The organism is Nocardiopsis camelliae (assembly GCF_028993595.1).
Lineage (GTDB): Bacteria > Actinomycetota > Actinomycetes > Streptosporangiales > Streptosporangiaceae > Nocardiopsis > Nocardiopsis dassonvillei.
The window spans coordinates 2,344,796-2,367,377 of the sequence record NZ_CP118614.1 but is presented as its reverse complement, the minus strand read 5'-3'; the positions used below and the strand labels follow the sequence as shown (position 1 = coordinate 2,367,377).

Sequence of the window (22,582 nt, the reverse complement as noted above, 5' to 3'; positions counted from 1 at the left end):
AAATGACAATGGTTATCGTTATACAGTGTCCCACTATGGAAGCTCTGTTCGACCCGTTCGGGGTCGTGTTCGTGCAGCGTGCGCTGTGGGGAGGCATCCTGGTCTCCCTCATCTGCGCCGTCGCCGGGACCTGGGTGGTGCTGCGCGGCATGGCCTTCCTCGGCGACGCGATGTCGCACGGAATGCTGCCCGGGGTGGCCCTGGCGTCCCTGCTGGGCCAGAACCTCATGCTGGGCGCGGCCCTGGCCGCCGGGGCGATGGCCGCGGGCGTCACCGCGCTGGGCCGCTCGTCCCGGCTGTCCCAGGACACGAGCATCGGGCTGCTCTTCGTCGGGATGCTCTCACTCGGCGTGATCCTGGTCTCGCACTCGTCCTCCTTCGCGGTCGACCTCACGGGCTTCCTGTTCGGGGACGTCCTGGCGGTGCGCGAACAGGACCTGGTCCACCTGGGCCTGGCTCTGGCCGCGGCCCTAGTCGTCGCCGTCGCGGGGCACCGGGCGTTCCTCGCCCTGGCCTTCGACCCGCGCAAGGCCGCCACCCTGGGGCTGGCGCCCCGGGCCGCCCACGGCGTCCTGCTCGGCCTGGTCACCCTGGCCGTGGTCGCCTCGTTCCACGTGGTCGGCACGCTGCTGGTGTTCGGGCTGCTCATCGCGCCCCCGGCGGCCGCGGCCCTGTGGGCGCGCAGCGTGCCCGCGATCATGCTCGGCGCGGCCGTGCTGGGCAGCGCCGCGACCTTCCTCGGCCTGCTCGCCTCCTGGCACTGGGAGACGGCGGCCGGGGCCACGATCGCCGCCACGGCCACCGCGTTCTTCTTCGCCTCCGCGCTCGCGGCGGCCGTGCGCTCCCGCGGGCGCGGCTCCCCCGACCCGACCCCCGACACCACCCCCGACCACCCCGTACAGATGGAGAGGCCGATGACACATGAGGCGTGAACACCGCACCGGCGCGCTGGGCGCGGCCGGACTGTCCGCCCTCGTCCTGCTGACCGGCTGCGGCGCCGCGCAGGACGGCGCGGAGCAGCAGCCGGAGGAGGAGGTCCCGCACGGTTACGTCGAGGGCGCCGAGGAGACCGCCGAGCCCCAGTCCCGCCTCGTGGTCGCCGACCCCGACAGCGGAGACGTCCGGGTGCTCGACCTGATCACCGAGGAGACGACGGAACTCGACCCCGTGGAGGGCCTCGACGGCATCGCCGGGGACGGGCGCTTCGCGTACCTGTACTCATCCGACCACCGGATGACCACCGTGGTGGACAGCGGGGCGTGGACCGTCGACCACGGGGACCACAAGCACTACTACCGGACCGGCGTCGGGCTCGCGGGCACGGTGGAGGGCCTGGCCGCGGGCCGGGTCGCCTCCGACACGGCCCTAACCGCGCTGACCTCGACGGACGGCGCCGCCGTGCTCGACCGGGCCGCTCTGGAGGAGGGGTCGGTCGAGGAGGCCGCGGCCCCGCCCGACGGCGCCTCGGTGGTCCTGCCCTACGCCGAGCACCTCCTGGTGGCCGGGGGCGGCTCCGAAGGCGCGGTCGAGGTGTACGACCGGGAGGGTTCCCCCGTCGCCACGCTCGACGCGACCTGCACCGACCCCCTCGGCCAGGCCCTCACCCGGCGCGGAGCGGTCATCGGCTGCGCCGAGGGCACCCTGCACGTCACCGAGGAGGACGGGGAGCTCTCCGGCGACTTGGTGGACTACCCCGAGGGATCGGAGGAGCGGGTCGAGGAGTTCGGGCACCGCCCCGGTTCGGCGACCCTGGCCTCGGTCTCGACCGGCGGCGACCTGTGGGTCCTGGACCTGGCCGAACCCGGGTGGACCGCGCTGGAGCTGGAGGACGCCGTGACCGCGACGGCCGTCGGCGAGGGCGCCCCCGTCCTGGCCCTGACCGGCGACGGGACCCTGCACTCCCTGGACCCGGCCTCGGGTGGGGAACTGGCCTCCGCCGACCTGCTCGACGGCACCGGCACCGCGCACGCCCCCGTCATCCGAGCGGACACCAGCCGCGCCTACGTCAACGACACCGGGCGCGGCGTGGTGCACGAGATCGACTACAACGACGACCTGCGCGTGGCGCGCACCCTCGACCCGGGCATCGCGCCGCACCTCATGGTCGAGACGGGATGGTGACCGCCGTGACGGACCCGAAGGCGCTCCTGCGCGCCGCGACCGCCGCCGCCCTGGCCGGGGCCGCCCTCCTCGGCACGGCCTCCTGCTCCCCTTCGGAGGACGGGGGCGAGGGGATCGTGGTGACCACCAACATCCTGGGCGACCTCACGCGGGAGGTCGTGGGCGAGGAGGCCGAGGTCACCGTCCTGATGAAGCCCAACGCCGACCCGCACTCCTTCGGCATCTCCGCGCGCGAGGCCGCGCTCGTGGAGAACGCGGCGCTCGTGGTCTACAACGGGCTCGGCCTGGAGGAGGGCGTGCTGCGCAACGTCGCCGCCGCCGAGGAGGCCGGAATACCCGCCCTGGAGGTCGGCGCACAGGTCGACCCCCTGGCCTTCTCCCCCGGCGGGGACGCCGCGGACAACGAGGACGAGGGCGAGCCCGACCCCCACTTCTGGACCGATCCCCGGCGGGTCGTCCGGGCGGTCGAGCTGATCGCCGAACACGTGGTCGCCGAGGTGGACGGCGTGGACGCCGAGGCCGTGCGCGCCAACGCCGAGGCCTACACCGCGCAACTGGAGGAGCTGGACGCGTGGATGGCCGAGGAGTTCGCGGCGATCCCGGAGCAGAACCGCAACCTCGTGACCAACCACCACGTGTTCGGCTACCTCGCCGAACGCTACGGGTTCGAGGTCGTGGGCGCCGTGATCCCCAGCGGCACCACCCTGGCCTCGCCCAGCAGCTCCGACCTCAAGTCCCTGGCCGACGCCGTGAGCGCGGCGGGCGTCGAGGCCGTCTTCGCCGACTCCTCCCAGCCCGACCGCTTGGCCACGGCCATGGCGGAGGAGGCGGGCGTGCACATCGAGGTCGTACCCCTCTTCTCCGAGTCGCTGAGCGAGGAGGGCGGGGGCGCGGCCACCTACCTGGAGATGATGCGCTCCAACACCGAGGCCATCGCCACCGGACTGCGTGGCGAGTGACCGGGCCACAGTCCCGGCACGACCGCGGCGGCCCCTCCCCCCGCCCGCAGCGGACCCTTCCACCCCGAAAGAGAGAAACGTGAACACCCCGACGAACGACGCGACGACGCGGTTCCCGGCGCGGGCGGCACTGCCCGTGCTGCTGTCCGCGGGACTGCTGCTGACCGCCTGCGGCACCGGAGAGGACACCGGCCGGGAGCAGGGCGGCGAGGAGCAGGCCGCCGCGCAGGCCGTGGTGGAGAACCCGGTCGTCACCACCTACGACGGCGGCCTGTACGTCCTGGACGGCCAGACCCTGGAGGTCGTCCAGGACATCGCCCTGGAGGGGTTCAACCGGATCAACCCGGCGGGCGACGACCGGCACGTGCTGGTCTCCACCTCCGAGGGCTTCCAGGTCCTGGACGCGGCCGGCGCGGAGCTGACCGACACCCTCTTCCCCGCCGACACCCCGGGCCACGTCGTCCGGCACGCGGGCAGGACCGTCCTGTTCGCCGACGGCAGCGGCGAGATCACCGCCTTCGACACCGACTCCCTGGGCGACGGCCTGCCCGAGACCGACGTGAGCAGCGCGGAGGAGGCCCACCACGGCGTGGCCGTGGAGCTGGCCAGCGGCGAGATGCTGCTGACCCTGGGCGACGAGGAGGAGCGGGTCGGCGCCGTCGTCCTGGACGCCTCCGGCGAGGAGGTCGCCCGAAGCGAGGAGTGCCCGGGCGTGCACGGCGAGACCACGGCCGAGGGCGAGGCCGTCGTCATCGGCTGCGAGGACGGCGTCCTCGTCTACCAGGACGGCGAGTTCACCAAGGTGGACAGCCCCGACGAGTACGGGCGCATCGGCAACCAGGCCGGGAGCGAGGAGTCGCCGATCGTGCTGGGCGACTACAAGACCGACCCCGACGCCGAGCTGGAGCGCCCCGAGCGGGTCGCGCTCGTGGACACCGCCGCCGCAGAACTGACCCTGGTCGACCTGCCCGCCAGCTACACCTTCCGCTCCCTGGGCCGCGGCCCGGAGGGGGAGGCCCTGGTCCTGGGCACCGACGGCGGCCTGCACGTGATCGACCCCGAGGCGGGCGAGGTCGTGGACAGCATCGAGGTCATGGACGAGTGGCGGGAGCCGCTGGAGTGGCAGCAGCCCCGCCCGGCCCTGTTCGTGCGCGGCGCCACCGCCTACGTGAGCGACCCCGCCACGAAGCAGGTCCACGCCCTGGACCTGGAGTCCGGTGAGGTCACCGCCTCGGTGACCCTGGACGCCGAGCCCAACGAGCTCAGCGGCGTGGCGTCCTAGCTTTCCGGACCTGCGCTTCGCTGCGTCCCACCCGTCGCCCGCCACCAGCCTCAACGGACGCCTGCGGCGCGGTCCTCCTTGTGTTCGGGCGCACGAACCGAACCCCCACAAGCTGAGGCCGGTTCGGGAAACAGAGTCCAGACACCCCCGTCGGGGCGGGCGCGCGTCCCCCGCGTGCCCGCCCCGACGTGCGTTCCGGTACCGGAACGCGCTCCGGCGCACCGCCGCGAACCCTCGGCAGACGGCTGCCGGGCACCCGCGCGCCCGAACCGAACCCCCCGCGAGCTGAGGCCGGTCCCAGGAACGGGACCGGGTCCCGCCGGTCCGGAGCGGGCGCCTCACCAGTCGTGCATCGAGCCGTCGAGCCTGCGGTTGACCGGCAGGTACCGGGTCTCGTAGGGGTAGCGGGCCGCGGCCTCCTCGTCGATCTCCACCCCCAGACCCGGGGCGTCGCCCGGGTGCATGTAACCGTCCGCGAAGGTGTAGGAGGTCCGGAACACCTCGCCGGCGGGCTCCAGGTGCCCCATGTACTCCTGGATGCCGAAGTTGGGCACGGTCAGGTCCAGGTGCAGGGCCGCGGCGAACGACACCGGCGACAGGTCGCCCGCGCCGTGCGAGCCGGTGCGCACCCCGTACAGGTCGGCCAGGTCGAAGACACGGCGCAGGTGCGTGATGCCCCCGCTGTGCGAGACCGACATGCGGATGTAGTCGATGAGCCGCTCGGTGATCAGGTGCTGGCAGTCCCAGATCGTGTTGAAGACCTCCCCCACCGCCAGCGGGGTCGTGGTGTGCTGGCGGATCGTGCGGAACGCCTCCTGGTCCTCGGCCGGGGTGGGGTCCTCGATCCAGAACATGCGGTAGGGCTCCAGCGACTTACCCAGCTGGGCGGCCTCCAGCGGGGAGAGCCGGTGGTGCACGTCGTGCAGCAGGTGGAAGCCGTAGCCGAACCTGTCCCGGACCGCCTTCATCATCTCGGGCGCGAAGTCCAGGTAGGCGGGGGTGTGCCAGACGTTGTCGGTGGGCACCGCCGCGTCGGCGGGTTCGTAGGTGTGGCCGGTGCCGGGGTGGTGCAGCCCGTAGGTGCTCTCCAGGCCCGGGACGGCGGCCTGCACGCGCACCGCCCGGTACCCCTGCTCCAGGAAGCCGCCGACCGAGTCCAGGAGGTCGTCCACGGACTGACCGCTGGCGTGTCCGTAGACCATGACCCCGTCGCGCGCGGCGCCGCCGAGCAGCTGGTGGACGGGCTTGCCGACCTGCTTGCCGAGGATGTCCCACAGGGCGCAGTCCACGGCGGCGATCGCGGTCATGGTGACGGGGCCTCGCCGCCAGTAGGCGCCGCGGTACAGGTACTGCCAGATGTCGTTGATGCGGCCGGAGTCGCGGCCCACGAGCAGCGGGCAGACGTGGTCGCGCAGGTAGGAGGCGACGGAGAGTTCGCGGCCGTTCAGGGTGGCGTCGCCGAGGCCGGTGGTCCCGTCCTCGGTGGTGATCTTGAGGGTGACGTAGTTGCGTCCCGGGCACGTCACGATGACGTCGGCGGAGGTGATCCTCATGGGTGCTTCCTCGTGGGTGGGGGTGTACCGCGACACCCGGCGTAACCGGGCCGCGGGGGCGGCCGGACGGTGGCGCGCCCCCGCGGCCCGGGGCCATGGTGAGCCCGGCGGAGTCGCGCCGCGCTTGCGCCGACTCCCCGCGCTGTGCCTGACGTGGTAGGTATATCGTTTTCCCATGCGGGTGTCGAGACCTGGATAAACCGCTCTCACTGCGGTAGGGTCCGCCGAAACGTTCGGGTTCATCGTTTTCCCAGGGGCTCTCCGGTACGCGTCGGGGAGCCCTCCACACACCCACTGGTAGCCTGTCCGCGCCCCGGCCCCGCCCGCACCACCACACCCGGGAACGGCGGAGCGAACGCGGCGGGTCCGCCACAGCGAAGGGAGCGGCACTGGTGCGCGAGCAGACCCCCGGCGCCCCGTCCGGCCGGAGGGCGCCATGACGGCCGTCCGCGGATCCACCGGCCGCCCCACGATCTCCGACGTCGCCGCGCTGGCGGGGGTGTCGGTCTCGGCCGTGTCGAAGGTGGTCAACAACAAGGGCCGCATCGCCGAACCCACCCGGCGGCGGGTCCTGGACGCGGTGGACAAGCTCCAGTGGTCGCCCTCGGCCGCGGCCGTGGCGCTGCGCGGGGCGCGCACCCGGGCCATCGGCATGGTCTCGCGCCGCTCCCCCGACCTGCTGTCCTACGACCCGCACTTCGGCGTGCTGATCTCGGGCATCGAGCGCGAACTCGCCCCCCTGGACTACGGCCTGCTGCTGCACATCGTGGGCGAGGAGGAGGACGCCGAACGGCGCGCCTACCGGCGCCTGGCCGAGGAGCGCCGGGTGGACGGCGTCATCCTCACCGAGAGCCTGGTCCGCGACCCCCGGTTCGACCTGCTGCGGCGGCTCGGGCTCCCCTCGGTGCTGATCGGCATGCCCTGGCGCGACGACCCGGTCGCCTCGGTGCTCGCCCCCGACCAGGAGCGGGGGCTGGTCGAGGCGGTCCGGCACCTGGCCTCGCTGGGGCACCGGCGGGTGGCCTACGTGTGCGGCCCCGAGGACCGCGTGCACACCGGGTTCCGCCGCCGGATCGTGGAGGAGCAGGTGCGGCGGCACGGGCTGTCCGCCGTCGTGCTGACGGTCCCCGACTTCACCACCGAGGGGGCGGCGGCGGCCACCGACGAGGCGCTGTCGGCGGCCGAGCGTCCCACCGCGATCCTGTTCGCCAACGACATGATGGCGATCGCCGGGATCAGCGCCGCGCGCAGGCGGGGGCTTGAGGTGCCCCGGGACCTGTCCGTCGTCGGCCACGACGGCCTGCCCCTGGGCGCGCTCGTGCAGCCGCGCCTGACCACGGTCGGCCACGACCTGGTGGGGCTCGGGCGGGCCGCCGCGCTGACGCTCGTGGCCGCGCTGGACGGGGCCCCGGCCGACGTGCCCGCGATCGCCCCTCCCGGGCTCGTGGTGCGCGAGTCCACGGCGCCGCCCGGGGCCTGAACGCGGACGACGCGAACCCCCGCCCGTCCCTGGGCTCCCTCGACCGCGCCTGGCCAGCGCGCTCGTCCCCGTCGGAGGCGTGTCCGGGGACGGGCGGTTCCGGTCCGCGGCGGAAGGGCCTTTCTCCCGGCGGTTCCGGCGGACGGACCGGGCCGCGTGCCGCCTTCGGCGGCGGGAGGTTGCTTTTCCCAGGCAGATGAGATTCAAACCACCAAAACCGCCCATGTTGTCCAAAAAGTTACTTCTTCGCCTACTCTGATGCCCGACGTGACGTCAAACGGATGTCAACGCAGCTCAGAGGAGTTTCCTTGACCCCTGGACGACGAGCCGGCCTCTCGCCGCGCTGGCGCTCCCGGTGGGTGGCCGCGGCCGCCGCGTCGGGGCTCATGATCTCCGGATACGCCCTCGTCGGCGCCGCCCACTCCCCTTCCGGTTCCTTCCCCGGCCCCGGCGCGGCCGGATGCGAGGCCGCCCAGGACAAACGGCAGATGCGCGGGGCGTGGCTGACCACGGTCGGCAACATCGACTGGCCCTCAGAGCCGGGCCTGTCCGCCGAGGACCAGAAGGCGGAGATGGACCAACGCCTGGACGAGGCGGTGGACCTCGGCCTGAACACCGTGTTCCTGCACGTGCGGCCCACCGCCGACGCCGTCTACGAGTCGGACCTGGAGCCGTGGTCGAAGTACCTCACCGGCGAGCAGGGCGGCGACCCCGGCTACGACCCGCTGGAGTACGCGGTGGCCGAGGCGCACGAGCGCGGCCTGGAGCTGCACGCCTGGTTCAACCCCTACCGGGTCGGCATGGACTCCGACATCGAGGAGCTGGCCGAGGACCACCCGGTCAGGGAGCACCCCGACTGGCTGGTGCGCTACGGCGGCGAGGGCTTCCTCGACCCGGGCATGCCCGAGGTCCAGGAGTGGGTGACCCGCGTGATCATGGACGTGGTGGAGCGCTACGACATCGACGGCGTGCACTTCGACGACTTCTTCTACCCCTACCCCAAGGACGGCGAGGAGTTCGACGACGACGCCTCCTGGGAGGAGCACGGCGAGGGCTTCGACGACCGCGAGGACTGGCGGCGCGACAACGTCAACGACTTCGTCAGCGGCGTGCACGAGCGCATCGAGGAGGCCAAGCCCTGGGTGCGCTTCGGCATCTCCCCGTTCGGCATCTGGCGCAACGCCGAGAACGACCCCGCCGGGTCCGACACCTCGGGCCTGGAGTCCTACGGGGCCCAGCACGCCGACACCCGCGCCTGGATCCGGGAGGGGATGGTCGACTACGTCGTCCCGCAGCTGTACTGGGAGCGGGGCTTCGACGCCGCCGACTACGAGGAGCTGCTGCCGTGGTGGGCCGAGCAGGTCGAGGGCACGGACGTGGACCTGTACATCGGCCAGGGCGCGTACCGGGTCGGTGACCGCAACTGGACCGGCGAGGACGCGCTGAGCACCCAGCTGGACTACTCCTCCGACCACCCCGAGGTCGACGGCGACGTCTACTTCTCCTTCAAGTCCCTGACAGGCGTGGCCGAGGAGGCCTACGCGCACCTGGCCGACGAGCACTACGGCGACCCCGCCCTGCCGCCCCTGGCCGGAGGGGACCGCGGGGGCGAGTCCCTGGCGGGGCCGGTGGACGACGTGACCGCCGAGGTCGCGGACGAGCACACCTCGGTGGAGTGGGAGCGGGTGGAGGACGCGCGCTTCTACGCCGTCTACCGCCTGGACGCGCAGGAGGCCGCGCGGGCGGACTCGGGCGGTCCGGAGGAGTACTGCGAGGTGCTCTCGTCCGACAACCTCGTGGGCGTGACCGGCGGGACCTCGCTGGAGGACTCCGGCCACACCGCCGAGGACGCCGCGAAGGCCGAGGAGGGCGGCGAGGAGTCCGGTTCCGCGTACGTGGTCACCGCGCTGGACGACTACCGCGTGGAGGGCCCGGTCGGCGGGATCGCCGACCCGCGCGGCTGACCCCGGCGGGCGGGGGTCGGCTCACACCGGACCGGGTCGGCTCACACCAGCGGGGCCCGGTCGGCGTCCAGCACGTTGACGCCCTCCGCCTCCAGGACCTCCTCGAAGGCGTCGAGCGACTCGGCCGCGACGAAGGCGGCCTCGCTCCGGTGCACGGGGAGCAGCCACAGGAACCTCGCTCCCCCGGCCTCGGCGGACGCCCACTCCAGCGCGGGCCCGTGGGGGTAGGGCAGGCTCACCAGCAGGTGGTCCATGCGCGAGCCCCGCGTCCACGGGCGGCCCACGTCGATCACCGAGCCGACGCCGAGCCGGTACTCCTCGAAGGAGTGCAGGTGGCTGACCATGGCCAGGGTCTCGGCGTGCTCCTGCTCCGCGGTCGGCGACATGAGGAAGAACTCGGTGCCGCCCTCCGCCTCGTGGACGGACGAGCCGACCGTCACGTAGGTCCAGCCCTCGCCCGCGTTCCGGGGCGCCACCCGGTAGGTGGCGAAGCCCGGGACCCGGTCGAGGATGGGCCCCTCCTCCCAGGTGGCGGGCTCCACGACGTGGCCCTGCCAGAACTCCCGGACATGGCGTTCGAGCGCGCGGACCCGCGCGTCCTCCCCGGTCGTCAACGAACCCGACCCCTCGCTGTGCCTTCGGCCGCCGGGGGGCATGGCCCTCCCGAGGCGCCCGATATACGGACATCTGGAACGGACAGACTACGGCGTCCCGACGCCGTCACGGGCGTCGGCTGCCTCCGCCCGCTCCTTCACGTCCCGGCCGGAGCGGTTGGGCAGAGCCGAGTAGACGGCCGTCACGCTGAACAGCATCCCGGAAGCGAAGTACATGATGTAGACCACCCACACCAGGGGCACGAGGAGGTGCAGGACCACGGTCCCGAGGAGCAGCGGCACCACCGCCAGCAGCAGCGACCACCCCACCCGGTTGCCGCCGCGCGTGTCGGCCATGTACTCGCCCGCCGTGCACAGCGGTACGACCAGGGCCAGGAGGTGGAAGGGCGCGTAGACGATCCCGGAGCTCATGGTCAGCACCATGGTCCCGTAGTGCAGGTTCGGGAAGACCGTCCCCCACGCCATCAGCAGGGCCACCAGGACCGCGAAGTGGACCACGAGCGCGATCAGCCACCGCGTCGCCCACAGGGTCGTCCTCAGCCACGGGGGTACTCGTACCGTGTCGCGCAACGGCGGTCCGCCTCTCTCTGTGGAGCGCGGGGCCCGGCCGCCGCGGCGGCGGGCGCCCGGACGGCCGGAAGCGGTGCGGATGCGCCGCAGACCCCGTCTGACGGGAACACTAGCCCGGGGTTTCCCCGGGCCCGGTCCGGGGTCCGGCCGGAAGACCACGCCACAGAGCACGTGCGGGCCGCCGGGCACCGGGAGCCCCGCCCGCATACCCCGGGGCCGTCCGGGGTAGGCGAGGACCCGTCCCACCAGGCGCCGCTGCGCCACGGCCGGAGGAGAGGGTGTACGCGATGACACGCCGTTTCGACGTCGGTGACCATGTGAGCTGGAACTCCGAGGCCGGACGGGTGTCCGGCAAGATCACGAGGATCCACACCAGCGACTTCGAGTTCATGGGCCGTACGCGCCGCGCCTCCGAGGACGAGCCGCAGTACGAGATCAGGAGCGATAGGACCGACCACGTCGCTGCGCACAAGGACGGGGCCCTGACCCGGATCTCCGGAGGCAGCTGACCGCGATGGCGCCGCCGTTCCTCACCGTCGGCCACTCCGACCGCACGTTCGAGGAGTTCGCCGCACTGCTGCACGAGAACGGCGTGCACGCGGTGGTCGACGTGCGCAGACTCCCGGGTTCGCGCCGCAACCCGCAGTTCGACGAGGACACCCTTTGCGGGGCCTTGCGGAAAGTCGGCGTACGTTACCTGCGCGTCGCGGAACTCGGTGGACGGCGTCCGGTCACCAAGGACGTCTCCCCCGGGGTCAACGGATTCTGGCGCAACCGCAGCTTCCACAACTACGCCGACTACGCGCTTTCAGCCGGGTTCGGATCGGGGCTCGCCCGGTTGCGTGAGGCGGGTGCGGACCACCGCGCCGCCGTGATGTGCTCGGAGGCGGTCTGGTGGCGGTGCCACCGGCGCATCATCGCCGACCACCTGCTCGCCCGCGGCCACGAGGTCCTCCACGTCATGGCCGCCCACCGCGCCGACGCCGCCCGGCTCACGCCGGGGGCCGTCGTGCACGCCGACCGCACCGTCACCTACCCGGCGCGGTCCCCGGACGCGAACGACGGCGGGGACGCCCGGGCGGACGGGCCCTCCGGGGGGTGACGGAGGCCCGGCCCGGCCGGGGTGCACCGCGCCGAGGGCCACCGGCACACGCGCACGCGGACCGATCCGGGCGGGCACGGGCGCACTCGGACCGACCGCGCCGGCGGTCGGTCGGGAGCGGGCGCGCGAGGGCCGCGTCCACCCATCCGGGCGAGCACCGTTCATCCGGGTGGGCACCGGAGGCCGTCGTCCCCCCGTTCCCACGCGACACGCGAGCAGCCCGAAACGCCCGCCGGGGTTCGTCGCGCCCCCACCCCGCGCGACACGCCGACGTCCCGAAAGGCCCGCCGGAAGCGGTACTCGGCGCGAAGGACGGCCCCGGTGGGTTTCACCGAACCCTCTTCTGGTTAACGTACGGGTGTTCCACCCGGCCGCGGGCCCCCGGCGACGGTGCCGGTTCTTGCGCCCCGGCACCACGCCTGACCGACCAGGAGGAGTGCGCCATGTTCCGCAAAGTGCTCGTGGCCAACCGGGGCGAGATCGCCATCCGCGCGCTGCGCGCCGGTTACGAGTTGGGCGCCCGCACCGTCGCCGTCTTCCCCCACGAGGACCGCGGCTCCCTGCACCGGCTCAAGGCCGACGAGGCCTACCAGATCGGCGAACCCGGCCACCCGGTGCGCGCCTACCTGTCCGTGGACGAGATCGTGGGCGCCGCCCGCCGGGCCGGGGCCGACGCCGTCTACCCCGGCTACGGCTTCCTGTCGGAGAACCCCGAGCTGGCCCGCGCGTGCGAGCGCGCCGGGATCACCTTCGTGGGCCCGCCCGCCGACGTGCTGGAACTGACCGGCAACAAGGCCAGCGCCGTGGCCGCCGCCCGGGAGGCGGGCGTGCCCGTCCTGGAGTCCAGCGAGCCCTCCGACGACGTGGAGGCCCTGGTGGCCGCCGCGGAGCGGATCGGCTTCCCGCTCTTCGTCAAGGCCGTGGCCGGAGGGGGCGGGCGGGGCATGCGCCGCGTCCAGGAGCCCGGACGGCTGCGCGAGGCGGTGGAGGCGGCCATGCGCGAGGCCTCCGCCGCGTTCGGCGACGCCACCGTGTTCCTTGAGCGCGCCGTGGTCGACCCCCGCCACATCGAGGTGCAGATCCTCGCCGACGGCGAGGGCGGCGTCGTGCACCTCTACGAGCGCGACTGCTCCCTCCAGCGGCGCCACCAGAAGGTCATCGAACTGGCCCCGGCGCCCAACCTCGACCCGGACCTGCGCGACCGCATCTGCGCGGACGCGGTGCGCTTCGCCCGCCGGATCGGCTACCGCAACGCGGGCACGGTCGAGTTCCTGGTCGGCGCGGACGGCAGCCACGTCTTCATCGAGATGAACCCGCGCATCCAGGTCGAGCACACGGTGACCGAGGAGATCACCGACGTGGACCTGGTGCAGTCCCAGTTGCGGATCGCCTCCGGTGAGACCCTGTCCGACCTGGGCATCTCACAGGAGGGCGTCTACGTGCGCGGCGCGGCGCTCCAGTGCCGCATCACCACCGAGGACCCCGCCAACGGCTTCCGCCCCGACACCGGGACCATCAGCGCCTACCGCTCCCCCGGCGGCTCGGGCATCCGCCTGGACGGCGGCACCTCCGCGGCGGGCACCGAGATCAGCCCGCACTTCGACTCGCTGCTGGTCAAGCTCACCTGCCGGGGGCGCGACCTGGCCACCGCGGTCAGCCGGGCGCGCCGGGCCGTGGCCGAGTTCCGCATCCGCAGCATCGCCACCAACATCCCCTTCCTCCAGGCGGTGCTGGACGACCCCGACTTCCAGGCGGGGCGGATCACCACCTCCTTCATCGAGGAGCGCCCGCACCTGCTGACCGCGCGGCCCTCCGCCGACCGCGGCACGCGCCTGCTCACCTACCTGGCCGACGTCACGGTGAACAAGCCGCACGGGGAGCGCCCCCAGCTGGTGGACCCCGCCACCAAGCTGCCGCCGCTGCCCGAGCCCGCCGGGCCGCCGCCCCCGGGTTCGCGCCAGCGCCTGGCCGAGCTGGGCCCGGAGGGGTTCGCGCGGTGGCTGCGCGAGTCGCCCGACCTGGGCGTCACCGACACCACCTTCCGCGACGCCCACCAGTCGCTGCTGGCCACGCGGGTGCGCACCCGCGACCTGCTGGCCGCGGCGCCCGCGGTCGCGCACACCCTGCCCGAGCTGCTGTCCCTGGAGTGCTGGGGCGGCGCCACCTACGACGTGGCGCTGCGCTTCCTGGCCGAGGACCCCTGGGAGCGGCTGGCAGCGCTGCGCGAGGCGGTGCCCAACATCTGCCTCCAGATGCTGCTGCGCGGGCGCAACACCGTGGGCTACACCCCCTACCCGACCGAGGTGACCGACGCGTTCGTGCGCGAGGCCGCCGAGACGGGCGTGGACGTCTTCCGGATCTTCGACGCGCTCAACGACGTCGAGCAGATGCGCCCGGCCATCGAGGCCGTGCGCGCGACCGGGACCTCGGTGGCCGAGGTGGCGCTGTGCTACACCTCGGACCTGTCCGACCCCGGCGAGAAGCTCTACACGCTGGACTACTACCTCAAGCTGGCCGAGCGGATCGTGGACGCGGGCGCGCACGTGCTCGCGATCAAGGACATGGCGGGCCTGCTGCGCGCTCCGGCCGCGGCGAAGCTGGTAACCGCGCTGCGCAGCGAGTTCGACCTGCCAGTGCACGTGCACACCCACGACACCCCGGGCGGGCAGCTGGCCACCTACCTGGCGGCGGTCAACGCCGGGGCGGACGCCGTGGACGGCGCGGTGGCGTCGATGGCGGGCACCACCTCGCAGCCGTCGCTGTCGGCGATCGTGGCCGCCTTCGACCACTCCGAGCACTCCACGGGCCTGAGCCTGGACGCGGTCAACGAACTGGAGCCGTACTGGGAAGCGGTGCGCCGGGTCTACGCACCCTTCGAGGCCGGGCTGTCCTCCCCCACGGGCCGGGTGTACCACCACGAGATCCCGGGCGGGCAGCTGTCCAACCTGCGCACGCAGGCGGTCGCGCTGGGGCTGGGCGAACACTTCGAGGAGGTCGAGGCGATGTACGGCGCCGCCGACCGGATGCTCGGGCACCTGGTGAAGGTCACCCCCTCCTCCAAGGTCGTGGGCGACCTGGCGCTGCACCTGGTCGGCGCGGGGGTCTCCCCGGCCGCCTTCGAGGCCGACCCCGGGCGCTTCGACGTCCCGGACTCGGTGGTGGGGTTCCTGCGCGGTGAGCTGGGCGTCCCGCCCGGCGGGTGGCCCGAGCCCTTCCGCACGCGGGCGCTCCAGGGGCGTTCCGAGGCGCGGCCCGCGCAGGCGCTGAGCGAGCAGGACCGCGCGGGGCTGGCCGGGGACCGGCGGGCCACGCTCAACCGGCTGCTCTTCCCCGGCCCGACGCGGGAGTTCGAGGAGCACCGGGCGGCCTACGGCGACACCAGCGTGCTCTCCAGCGCGGACTTCTTCTACGGCCTGCGCGCGGGCGAGGAGTACGCGGTGGACCTGTCGCCGGGTGTGCGGCTGCTCATCGAGCTGGAGGCGGTGGGCGAGGCCGACGAGCGCGGCGTGCGCACAGTGATGGCCACGCTCAACGACCAGCTGCGCCCGCTCCAGATCCGCGACCGGGCCCTGGCCTCGCAGGTGCGGACCGCCGAGAAGGCGGACCGCAACGATTCCGGGCAGGTCGCGGCGCCCTTCGCGGGCGCGGTGACCCTGACGGTCGCCGAGGGCGACGCGGTGGAGGCCGGTGCGACGGTGGCCACCATCGAGGCGATGAAGATGGAGGCCGCGATCACCGCGCCCGTGTCGGGGACGGTCACGCGGGTGGCGGTCGACCGGGTGCAGAAGGTGGAGGGCGGCGACCTGCTGGTCTGCCTGGGCTGAGCCCGGCACCAGGGCGGCGGGGCGGCCGTTCGTCCGGGCCCGGCGGGCACCTGCGGGTGTCCGCCGGGCACTCTGCTCCCCCGAGGGCTCAGCCGGGGTCCGGCGCGACCCTGCGGGGGCGCTGTCCGTCCGGGGCTCGGGCGGGGGTTTCTCCGGACCGGACGAGGACCGGGCCGCAACCGGCCACGGAAGAACGGGAACCCCACGTGTCCCGACGGCGTCGGAGCGTGTCGGTAAACCGCTGACACGAGAACGAAGGCTCCCCCTTTGACTCCCCTGCACCGCCACGGCGCCCTGACCCTCCTCGCCGCCCTGGTCCTGACCACCGGCTGCGGCCCCCGGCTCGACCTCCAGGACAGCCCGCGCCTGGAAGCCCTGCTGCCCTCCCCGAACGCCTACCCCGACGGGTTCGACGTGGACGATCTGGACGTCGACGAGATCCAGGGGGTGGACTTCGGCGGCGAGGCGGGCGCCGACGACTTCGGCGACGTGGAACCGGCCGAGTGCGCCGCCGTCCTCAACGGTGGCACCGGGCGGCTGCCAGCGGGGACCGTCGAGGGGGCGGCGCAGATCGCGGCCCCGCCCGGTTCCTCTCCGGGCGCGGCGACCTACGGTTACGTCCTGGTCTCGGGGGACTTCGGCGACGCTCCGGTCGAGGGCACCGGGTTCGGTCACCTGCTGGACACCTGCTCCAGGATGAGCGTGTCCGCGAACGGAGGGGTCGAGGGCGCGCTCGTCTCCAGGGAGTCGCCCTCCCTTCCCGAGGGCGGCGGCATGTTCTCGGTGACCCTGTACGGCGAGCGCTCGCACATGGCGGCGAGGACCGCGTGGGGCCAGGTCGGAGAGGTGTACTTCGTCCTCGTGGGGATGCGCACGAGCGGCTACTCGGACGTGTCGTCCACGGAGCTCATGGAGGCGTGCCGGGAAGACGACTTCAGCGAGGAGTGCCGGGACGCCCACCGGGCTCAGATGGACAGGGAGGGGGACGCCCTGATGGAGGAGGAGTTCGAGCAGGTGCTGTCCCGCGCGGTGGAGAAGCTGGAGCGCGCCGCCTGAACCGGCGGGGCAGTACCGCGCCGAGGCGGTGACCAGCGGGTCAGCGGGAGGACACGACGGGGTGGCGGCGGCCGCACCGGGGCGCCGCGTACCCTCGAAGGCGTGAGGAACACGTTCGACGACCCGGCGGCCCTGGCGGCCCGGATGCGCGAGGTCCTCGGCTCGGGCCCGGTGGTCGCGCTGACCGGCGCCGGGCTGTCCACGGACTCGGGCATCCCCGACTACCGCGGCCCGGACTCACCGCCGCGCAAGCCCATGACCTACCAGCAGTTCGTCGGCGACGCCGCCTTCCGACGCCACTACTGGGCCCGCAACCACGTGGGCTGGCGCCACGTGCACCGGACCCGCCCCAACGACGGCCACCGCGCGCTGGCCGCGCTGGAGGCGGGCGGCGCCCTGGCTGGCGTCATCACCCAGAACGTGGACACCCTGCACGGGGCGGCGGGCAGCAGGCGGGTGATCGACCTGCACGGCCGCTACGACCGCGTCATCTGCCTGGCCTGCTCGGCCGTGACCTCCCGCGAGAGCCTGGCCGGGCGTCTGAGCGCGCTCAACCCCGACTTCGCCGACGGGGTCCCCGACGTGGAGATCGCCCCCGACGCCGACGCGGTCCTGGCCTCCACCGAGGGGTTCCGCGTGGCCGACTGCGAGGGCTGCGGCGGCGTGCTCAAGCCCGACATCGTCTACTTCGGCGAGAACGTGCCCAAGGCGCGCGTGCTGGAGGGCTACGCGATGGTGGACGGCGCGCGGGCGCTGCTAGTGGCGGGTTCGTCCCTGACCGTCTTCTCGGGGCGGCGCTACGTCAAGCGGGCCGTCGAGCAGGGCAAGCCGGTGGTGGTCCTCAACCGGGGCGCCACCCGCGCCGACGACGTCGCCGCGCTCACCATCGACGCGGGCTGCTCCGAGGTGCTCACCGCCCTGGTCCACGCCTACGAGGCCGAGGACGCCGCCCCGGTCTGATCCGACCGCCGACCGTCGTCGCCGCGGTCCCGGCTCCTTCCCGCCCGGTTACGTTATCCACAACCCCGAGAACATATCCGTGCACTCCCCGTAGTCTTGAGAGGTCGGCGCCGTGTCCCGGGAGGGAGACCGCGTCGGCCCCGATGACGACGTCCCCCGGGGAGGACCGACTGTGGGTGCGATGGACGAGGCCGCTGTACGCGCGGAGCGCACGGACCTGCCGCTCAACCAACTGGTGGCGTCGGCGATGCTCATGCACGCCGTCGTCGCGATAGTCGAACTGGACGTGGTGGAGGACCTGGCGGACGGGCCGCGCCCGGTGGCGGACCTGGTCCGCCGCACCGGGGTCCCCGAGCAGACCCTGACGGCGGTGCTGCGGGCCGGGACGGTGAGCGGGCTGCTCTCGGAGCCCGTGCCCGGGTCGTTCGCCCTGACCGAGGCGGGCGGGCACCTGCGCGCCGGGGACCCCAGCGGCCTGTACGACCTCTTCCGGATGTGCACGCACGGCGCCTTCCTCCAGGCGTGGACCTGCCTGTCGCAGGCGGTGCGTTCCGGCCGTACGGCCTTCGAGGTGCACACCGGCCACCCGCTGTTCGCCTACCTGGAGCAGGAGCGGGGGGACGCCGAAGCCCTGTTCCGCAGGGCGATGGTCACGTCCGTGGCCGCCGACACCCTGCTGGAGAACGTGGACCTGTCCGGGGCCGAACGCGTGGCGGACCTCGGCGGCGGAGAGGGCTCGATGCTGGCCGCCCTCCTGCGGCGCCACCCGCGCATGGAGGGGGTGCTGTTCGACCTTCCGCACGTGGTGTCCGGGGCCGGGCCGCTGCTGCGGGAGCGGGGCGTGGCGGAGCGGTGCGCCGTGGTGGGGGGCAGCTTCTTCGACGGGGTGCCGACGGGGGTGGACGTCTACCTGATGGCACGGGTGATGCAGAACTGGCCGCGGCCGGAGGCGGTACGGATCCTGCGCAACGTCCGCGCCGCGATGGGCGAGCGGTCCCGGCTGCTGATCATCGGACACCTGCCGCAGGGGGAGGGCACCACCCCCTTCCTCCAGGCGATGAGCCTGTACATGCTCGTCCTCTACGGCGCCCCGCTGCGCACGGAGGAGGAGTACCGGGAACTGTTCGCCGAGGCCGACCTCGCGCTGCACGCCGTGCACCGGGTCGAGGACGGGGAGTCGGTCATGGACGTCCGCCGCGCGTAGCGGGCCCCGTCCCGCCCGGGACGACACCCCAGTCGGAGCCGCTCCGTCCGATGGCGCCCCGGGCGGGGCGCCACCGCGCGGCGGTCACGGGGACGCCAGCGCCTCCGCTTCCGGGGAGGTACGGCACCGGAGGGCCGGGCGGACGACCACGTGGGCCTGTCCGGGGTGGAAGCAGGAGGTGACGCCTCGCAGCGCGGACAGGATCGGCAGCAGGTCGTGGTAGCAGGACACCGAGGACGGCACCTCCAGTACCTCGGGGGTGCTGAGCAGGAAGGGCAGTTCGGCGCGCAGGTAGGCCAGCCCGGCGCGCAGCCTGGCGCCCTCCGGGTCCGGCTGGGTGCCCACGACCCGGCGTACGTGCTCCTCCCAGCAGCGGCGGATGCGGGGATCGGCGGCGTACTCCCGGTCGAGGCGCCGCTCGACCTCCCGGTAGCCGGGCAGCCGCGTGCACTGCGACAGGGCGAGGACGCGCACGTCCGCCCCGGCGGCCGACTCCGCGGCCGCCGTCTCCACCGCCCGCCGGATGCGCCGACGCACGTCCCTGAGCGTCCTGTTCGCCCGGACCGCGGCATGCTCCCTGCTGCTGCCGGACGCCATGTACATGGCGTCCAGGTGCAGGTCGGTGTAGAGCACGTCGACCCGGGCGAAGCGGTCCCGCGCCCAGCACAGGAGCCGTGCGATCCGCTGCTGGCTGAAGTAGCTGTTCCCGGCGCTGATGCCGATGAGGGCGTGCTCCCCGCGCTCGAACACGCGACGGCAGGAACCGGTGAAGGGCAGGACGTCGAAGCCGTCCGGGGGCTCCGGGGGCGGCTCCGGCTCAGTCGGGGATGACATCGGGATCCTCCAGGACGGATGCCAGCCGATCGCACAGCTGGTCGAGCAGGGTGTCCAGTTCGTGGTCGCCCATCGCCCCGCACATGACGTCGTCCATCCGACCGCGCAGGGCGTCGAGTTCGGGGTGGTGCGGGCCGGTTCCGGCCGCGAGGGCGAGGACGCGCCGGGCGGCGTCCAGACAGCGGAACGTGCCGTACTGCCGTGGTTCGTCCAGCAGGCCGCGGCCGCTGCTGAGCAGGTAGGCGGCGAGCAGGAGGAGCTCCTCGCCGACCTGTCGGACCTCAGGTTCCCCAGCGCTCATGGCTGACCACCTCGTTCGGGTCTCGTCGGGGTGCGGGGGCGAGCGGCCGGGCGGGGTGCCCGATCGGAACCAGGAGCAGGGGTTCCAGGTGTTCGGGCAGGCCCAGGAGCCTGCGGACGGGGCCGGCGCGAAAACTCCCGGACGGGCACCCGCCCAGCCCCAGGCAGTGGGCCGCCAGGAGGAGGTTCTCCACCGCCATCGCGACGCAGAGCATGCCCTCGTCCCAGGAGCCCCTGGAGTCCCTGGAATCCGTCGAGCCCCCTGAGGCCCCCACGGCGCGAGAGCGGTCGAAGCAGGCCGCGACGACCAGGGGCGGGAGTTCGATGATCCCGGGGGCGAAGGCGCGCAGCAGCCTCAGCCTCCGCCGCTCGCGGACCGCGACGAAGGCCCACGCCTGCTTGTTGGACGCCGAGGGGGCGGCGAGCATGGCGTCCAGCATGGGGTCGAGGAGGGAGTCGTCCACCGGCCGGTCGGTGAAGGCGCGTACGGCGCGGCGGGTGGTCAGGGTCTGTAGGGCGTGTGATGACCGCTGAGAGGGGCACGGGTCCGCATCCGTCTCACTCGAACCTGTGTCCACAGTATGCGATTTTCTAAGCACGCTCCGTAGTTTACCCTGTTATACGGCTCCATGGATGCCGCATAGGCGCATCTGGCCGGCCCTCTCCGCACCCCCGGAGGGGCACCACCTGAAAGGACCGCGATGTCCGCATCCGCACCCCCGAGTCCTTCGGCCACGAAACTGTTCGAGCTCATCACCGCCAGCTGGGTGGCGGCCGCCGTGAGCGCGGCTGCCGAACTCGGCGTCGCCGACGCCATGACCTTCAAGCCCCTGCCCGTCGACGAGATCGCCGAGAGGGTCGGCGCCGACGCCGACGCCCTCCACCGCCTCCTGCGCGCCTGCGCCGACCTCGACCTGGTCGAGGAGGGGCCGCGGCGGCGCTTCGCCCTGACCGGGCTCGGCCGCGCCCTGCGCGGGGACGCGGCCGACTCCATGCGCGGCTACGCCCGGTGGGTCGGCAGCCAGGCCGAGCGGTCCACCATGGCCCACCTGGCCCGGGCGGTGCGGACCGGACGCTCGGTGTTCGAGGAGGTGCACGGCCGAACGGCGTGGGCCTACCTGGACGAACACCCCGAGACCGCGGCGGTCTTCGACGAGGGCATGACCGACATCTCCGCCCAGCTCACCCGGGGTGTGGCGGGCAGCTACGACTTCGGCGCGCACGAGACCCTCGTTGACGTCGGCGGGGGCCGGGGCAGGCTGCTGGCCATCGTGCTGTCGGCCCATCCCGGTCTGCACGGCGTGCTCTTCGACCGGTCCGACGTGGTCGCCCACGCCGGACCGGTGCTGGAGGGCGTCCGTGAGCGGTGCCGCGTCGTCAGCGGGGACTTCCTCTCCTTCGTCCCCAAAGGGGGCGACGCCTACCTGCTGTCGAACGTCATCCACAACTGGGGCGACCAGGACGCCGCGCGGATCCTCTCCCACTGCCGCGAGGCGATGACCCGCGACGGGCGCGTCCTGCTCGCGGAGGTGGTGGTGCCCGACTCCCCGGGTCCCGCCCGGACCGCCAAGTTCATGGACCTGAGCATGCTCGCCCACTGCGACGGCAAGCAGCGCACCAGGACCCAGTTCGCCGACCTCTTCGAGCAGGCCGGACTGAAGCTGACCCGTGTCCTGCCCAGCTACGGGACCAGCATCGTCGAGGGGGTGCGCGCCTGAGCGGCGCACCGGTGCCGCCACCGCGCCCGTGCGCGCCCGAGCCCGGCGCGCACGGGCACGGGCACGGCTCAGCCCTCGTGGACGGCGGCGAGGAAGTCCAGCAGGGCCGCGTTGACCTCCCCGGGGCGCTCCTGCTGGGTCCAGTGGCCGCAGCCGGGCAGGGTGACGCCGGCGTGCAGCGCCGGTGCGACCAGCGACAGGTTCTCCAGGAGTTCGGGAACGCCGCGCATGGCCCTGACCAAGTCCTTGTCCCCGCCCACGTACAGCGCGGGCACGTCGATGACGCGCCCCTGGAAGGGCGACATGAGCCCCTGGTTGCGGTCGATGTTGCGGTACCAGTTGAGCGGACCGGTGAAGGCGTCGGGGTCGGAGTAGTCGGCCGTGAAAGCGGCCAGGTCCTCCTCGGTGAGCCAGGAGGGCAGCTCCTCCGGTTCGGGCAGGGAGCCCAGTGCGCTCTCGCCCTCGGGCACGATCCACAGCCGGGGCTGGTCGAAGGGTGCGTCGCCGGATGCCCCGACCAGGATACGGCGCAGGGTCGAGGCGGGGTCGGCGGCCAGTTCGGCGTCGGCGACGCCCGGCTCCTGGAAGTAGGCCTGGTAGAAGCCGTCGCCGTAGACGGCGCGGGAGGCCGCGACCGACGGCAGCATGGCGGGCGGAACGGGCGGAACGCTCAGGCCCGCCACGCCGCGGACCAGGTCGGGGCGCATCATGGCGGTGGCCCAGGCCACCGGCGCACCCCAGTCGTGGCCGACCACGACCGCGCTCTCTTCCCCCAGCGCGGAGACGAGTGCGACGACGTCGCCGACCAGGTGGGGCAGGGTGTAGGCGTCCACCGCCTCGGGCCGGTCGCTGCGGGCGTAACCGCGCTGGTCGGGGGCGACCACGCGGTACCCGGCCCCGGCCAGCGGGGCGAACTGGTGGCGCCAGGAGTACCAGCTCTCGGGGAAGCCGTGCAGGAGCAGGACGAGCGGTCCTCTGCCCTGCTCGGCGACGTGCAGCCGGATTCCGTTGACCTCGACGTCCCGGTGTTCCACGTTCATG

General features: G+C 73.4%; 20 protein-coding genes. 13 read left to right on the top strand and 7 right to left on the bottom strand.

Annotation, left to right across the window (positions count from 1 at the left end):
• Positions 1–35: 35 nt before the first annotated feature.
• From aztB to aztD, 4 genes are all read left to right on the top strand, one after another.
• A complete protein-coding gene (gene aztB, locus PV789_RS10460; RefSeq protein WP_274977213.1) occupies positions 36–932 on the top strand; it encodes a zinc ABC transporter permease AztB in 897 nt (298 codons plus the stop codon).
• A complete protein-coding gene (locus PV789_RS10455; RefSeq protein ID WP_274977212.1) occupies positions 922–2,121 on the top strand; it encodes an ABC transporter in 1,200 nt (399 codons plus the stop codon). The genes aztB and PV789_RS10455 overlap by 11 nt, the downstream gene beginning before the upstream one ends.
• Positions 2,115–3,080 carry a zinc ABC transporter substrate-binding protein AztC gene (aztC, locus tag PV789_RS10450; protein WP_274977211.1) on the top strand — a complete coding sequence of 322 codons (966 nt, stop codon included), beginning with the start codon at positions 2,115–2,117 and terminating at the stop codon, positions 3,078–3,080. The genes PV789_RS10455 and aztC overlap by 7 nt, the downstream gene beginning before the upstream one ends.
• Positions 3,081–3,159: 79 nt before the next feature.
• Positions 3,160–4,362, top strand: a complete 1,203-nt coding sequence (aztD, locus tag PV789_RS10445; protein ID WP_274977210.1) for a zinc metallochaperone AztD — start codon at positions 3,160–3,162, stop codon at positions 4,360–4,362.
• A gap of 338 nt (positions 4,363–4,700) precedes the next feature.
• On the opposite strand, the gene manD is transcribed toward aztD, so the two are convergent.
• Positions 4,701–5,915, bottom strand: coding sequence for a D-mannonate dehydratase ManD (gene manD / locus PV789_RS10440; protein WP_274977209.1), 1,215 nt, complete (start codon positions 5,913–5,915; stop codon positions 4,701–4,703).
• Between the two features lie 436 nt (positions 5,916–6,351).
• Between manD and PV789_RS10435 the strand changes: the two genes are divergently transcribed.
• A complete protein-coding gene (locus PV789_RS10435; protein ID WP_274977208.1) occupies positions 6,352–7,395 on the top strand; it encodes a LacI family DNA-binding transcriptional regulator in 1,044 nt (347 codons plus the stop codon).
• Between the two features lie 308 nt (positions 7,396–7,703).
• Positions 7,704–9,359, top strand: coding sequence for a glycoside hydrolase family 10-like protein (locus PV789_RS10430; RefSeq protein ID WP_498049156.1), 1,656 nt, complete (start codon positions 7,704–7,706; stop codon positions 9,357–9,359).
• A 41-nt stretch (positions 9,360–9,400) separates the two neighbouring features.
• Here PV789_RS10430 and PV789_RS10425 read toward each other — a convergent pair whose 3' ends face one another.
• Both PV789_RS10425 and PV789_RS10420 read right to left on the bottom strand, forming a co-directional pair.
• Positions 9,401–9,973, bottom strand: coding sequence for a suppressor of fused domain protein (locus PV789_RS10425; RefSeq protein ID WP_274977207.1), 573 nt, complete (start codon positions 9,971–9,973; stop codon positions 9,401–9,403).
• 87 nt (positions 9,974–10,060) lie between these two features.
• Positions 10,061–10,543: a hypothetical protein gene (locus tag PV789_RS10420; protein ID WP_174547295.1), complete on the bottom strand. Its 483-nt coding sequence runs from the start codon at positions 10,541–10,543 to the stop codon at positions 10,061–10,063.
• A 287-nt stretch (positions 10,544–10,830) separates the two neighbouring features.
• Here PV789_RS10420 and PV789_RS10415 point away from each other — a divergent pair, with 287 nt between their 5' ends.
• The 6 genes from PV789_RS10415 to PV789_RS10390 all read left to right on the top strand — a co-directional run bounded on the left by PV789_RS10415 (position 10,831) and on the right by PV789_RS10390 (position 18,689).
• Positions 10,831–11,052 (top strand): hypervirulence associated TUDOR domain-containing protein, encoded by a 222-nt coding sequence (locus PV789_RS10415; RefSeq protein ID WP_174547296.1) that lies wholly within the window; start codon positions 10,831–10,833, stop codon positions 11,050–11,052.
• Positions 11,053–11,057: 5 nt separating this feature from the next.
• Positions 11,058–11,645 carry a DUF488 domain-containing protein gene (locus tag PV789_RS10410; protein ID WP_274977206.1) on the top strand — a complete coding sequence of 196 codons (588 nt, stop codon included), beginning with the start codon at positions 11,058–11,060 and terminating at the stop codon, positions 11,643–11,645.
• Between the two features lie 443 nt (positions 11,646–12,088).
• Positions 12,089–15,469 carry a pyruvate carboxylase gene (locus PV789_RS10405; RefSeq protein WP_274977205.1) on the top strand — a complete coding sequence of 1,127 codons (3,381 nt, stop codon included), beginning with the start codon at positions 12,089–12,091 and terminating at the stop codon, positions 15,467–15,469.
• Between the two features lie 267 nt (positions 15,470–15,736).
• Positions 15,737–16,525, top strand: coding sequence for a hypothetical protein (locus tag PV789_RS10400; RefSeq protein ID WP_274977204.1), 789 nt, complete (start codon positions 15,737–15,739; stop codon positions 16,523–16,525).
• A 144-nt stretch (positions 16,526–16,669) separates the two neighbouring features.
• Positions 16,670–17,485 carry an NAD-dependent protein deacetylase gene (locus tag PV789_RS10395; protein ID WP_274978108.1) on the top strand — a complete coding sequence of 272 codons (816 nt, stop codon included), beginning with the start codon at positions 16,670–16,672 and terminating at the stop codon, positions 17,483–17,485.
• Positions 17,486–17,666: 181 nt separating this feature from the next.
• On the top strand, positions 17,667–18,689 hold the full coding sequence (locus PV789_RS10390; protein WP_274977203.1) for a methyltransferase: 1,023 nt from the start codon (positions 17,667–17,669) through the stop codon (positions 18,687–18,689).
• Between the two features lie 84 nt (positions 18,690–18,773).
• Here PV789_RS10390 and PV789_RS10385 read toward each other — a convergent pair whose 3' ends face one another.
• The 3 genes from PV789_RS10385 to PV789_RS10375 are packed head-to-tail and all read right to left on the bottom strand — an operon-like array spanning position 18,774 to position 20,329.
• Positions 18,774–19,523 (bottom strand): tRNA-dependent cyclodipeptide synthase, encoded by a 750-nt coding sequence (locus tag PV789_RS10385; protein WP_274977202.1) that lies wholly within the window; start codon positions 19,521–19,523, stop codon positions 18,774–18,776.
• Positions 19,507–19,824, bottom strand: a complete 318-nt coding sequence (locus tag PV789_RS10380; protein ID WP_274977201.1) for a DUF6092 family protein — start codon at positions 19,822–19,824, stop codon at positions 19,507–19,509. The genes PV789_RS10385 and PV789_RS10380 overlap by 17 nt, the downstream gene beginning before the upstream one ends.
• Positions 19,805–20,329, bottom strand: coding sequence for a nitroreductase family protein (locus PV789_RS10375; RefSeq protein WP_302475399.1), 525 nt, complete (start codon positions 20,327–20,329; stop codon positions 19,805–19,807). Before PV789_RS10375 ends, PV789_RS10380 begins: the two co-directional genes overlap by 20 nt.
• A 195-nt stretch (positions 20,330–20,524) precedes the next feature.
• Here PV789_RS10375 and PV789_RS10370 point away from each other — a divergent pair, with 195 nt between their 5' ends.
• Entirely contained in the window at positions 20,525–21,541 is a 1,017-nt protein-coding gene (locus tag PV789_RS10370; protein ID WP_274977199.1) for a methyltransferase, read from the top strand.
• Between the two features lie 68 nt (positions 21,542–21,609).
• Here PV789_RS10370 and PV789_RS10365 read toward each other — a convergent pair whose 3' ends face one another.
• Complete coding sequence (locus PV789_RS10365; RefSeq protein WP_274977198.1) at positions 21,610–22,581, bottom strand: alpha/beta fold hydrolase; 972 nt, start codon at positions 22,579–22,581, stop codon at positions 21,610–21,612.
• Position 22,582 lies beyond the last annotated feature (1 nt).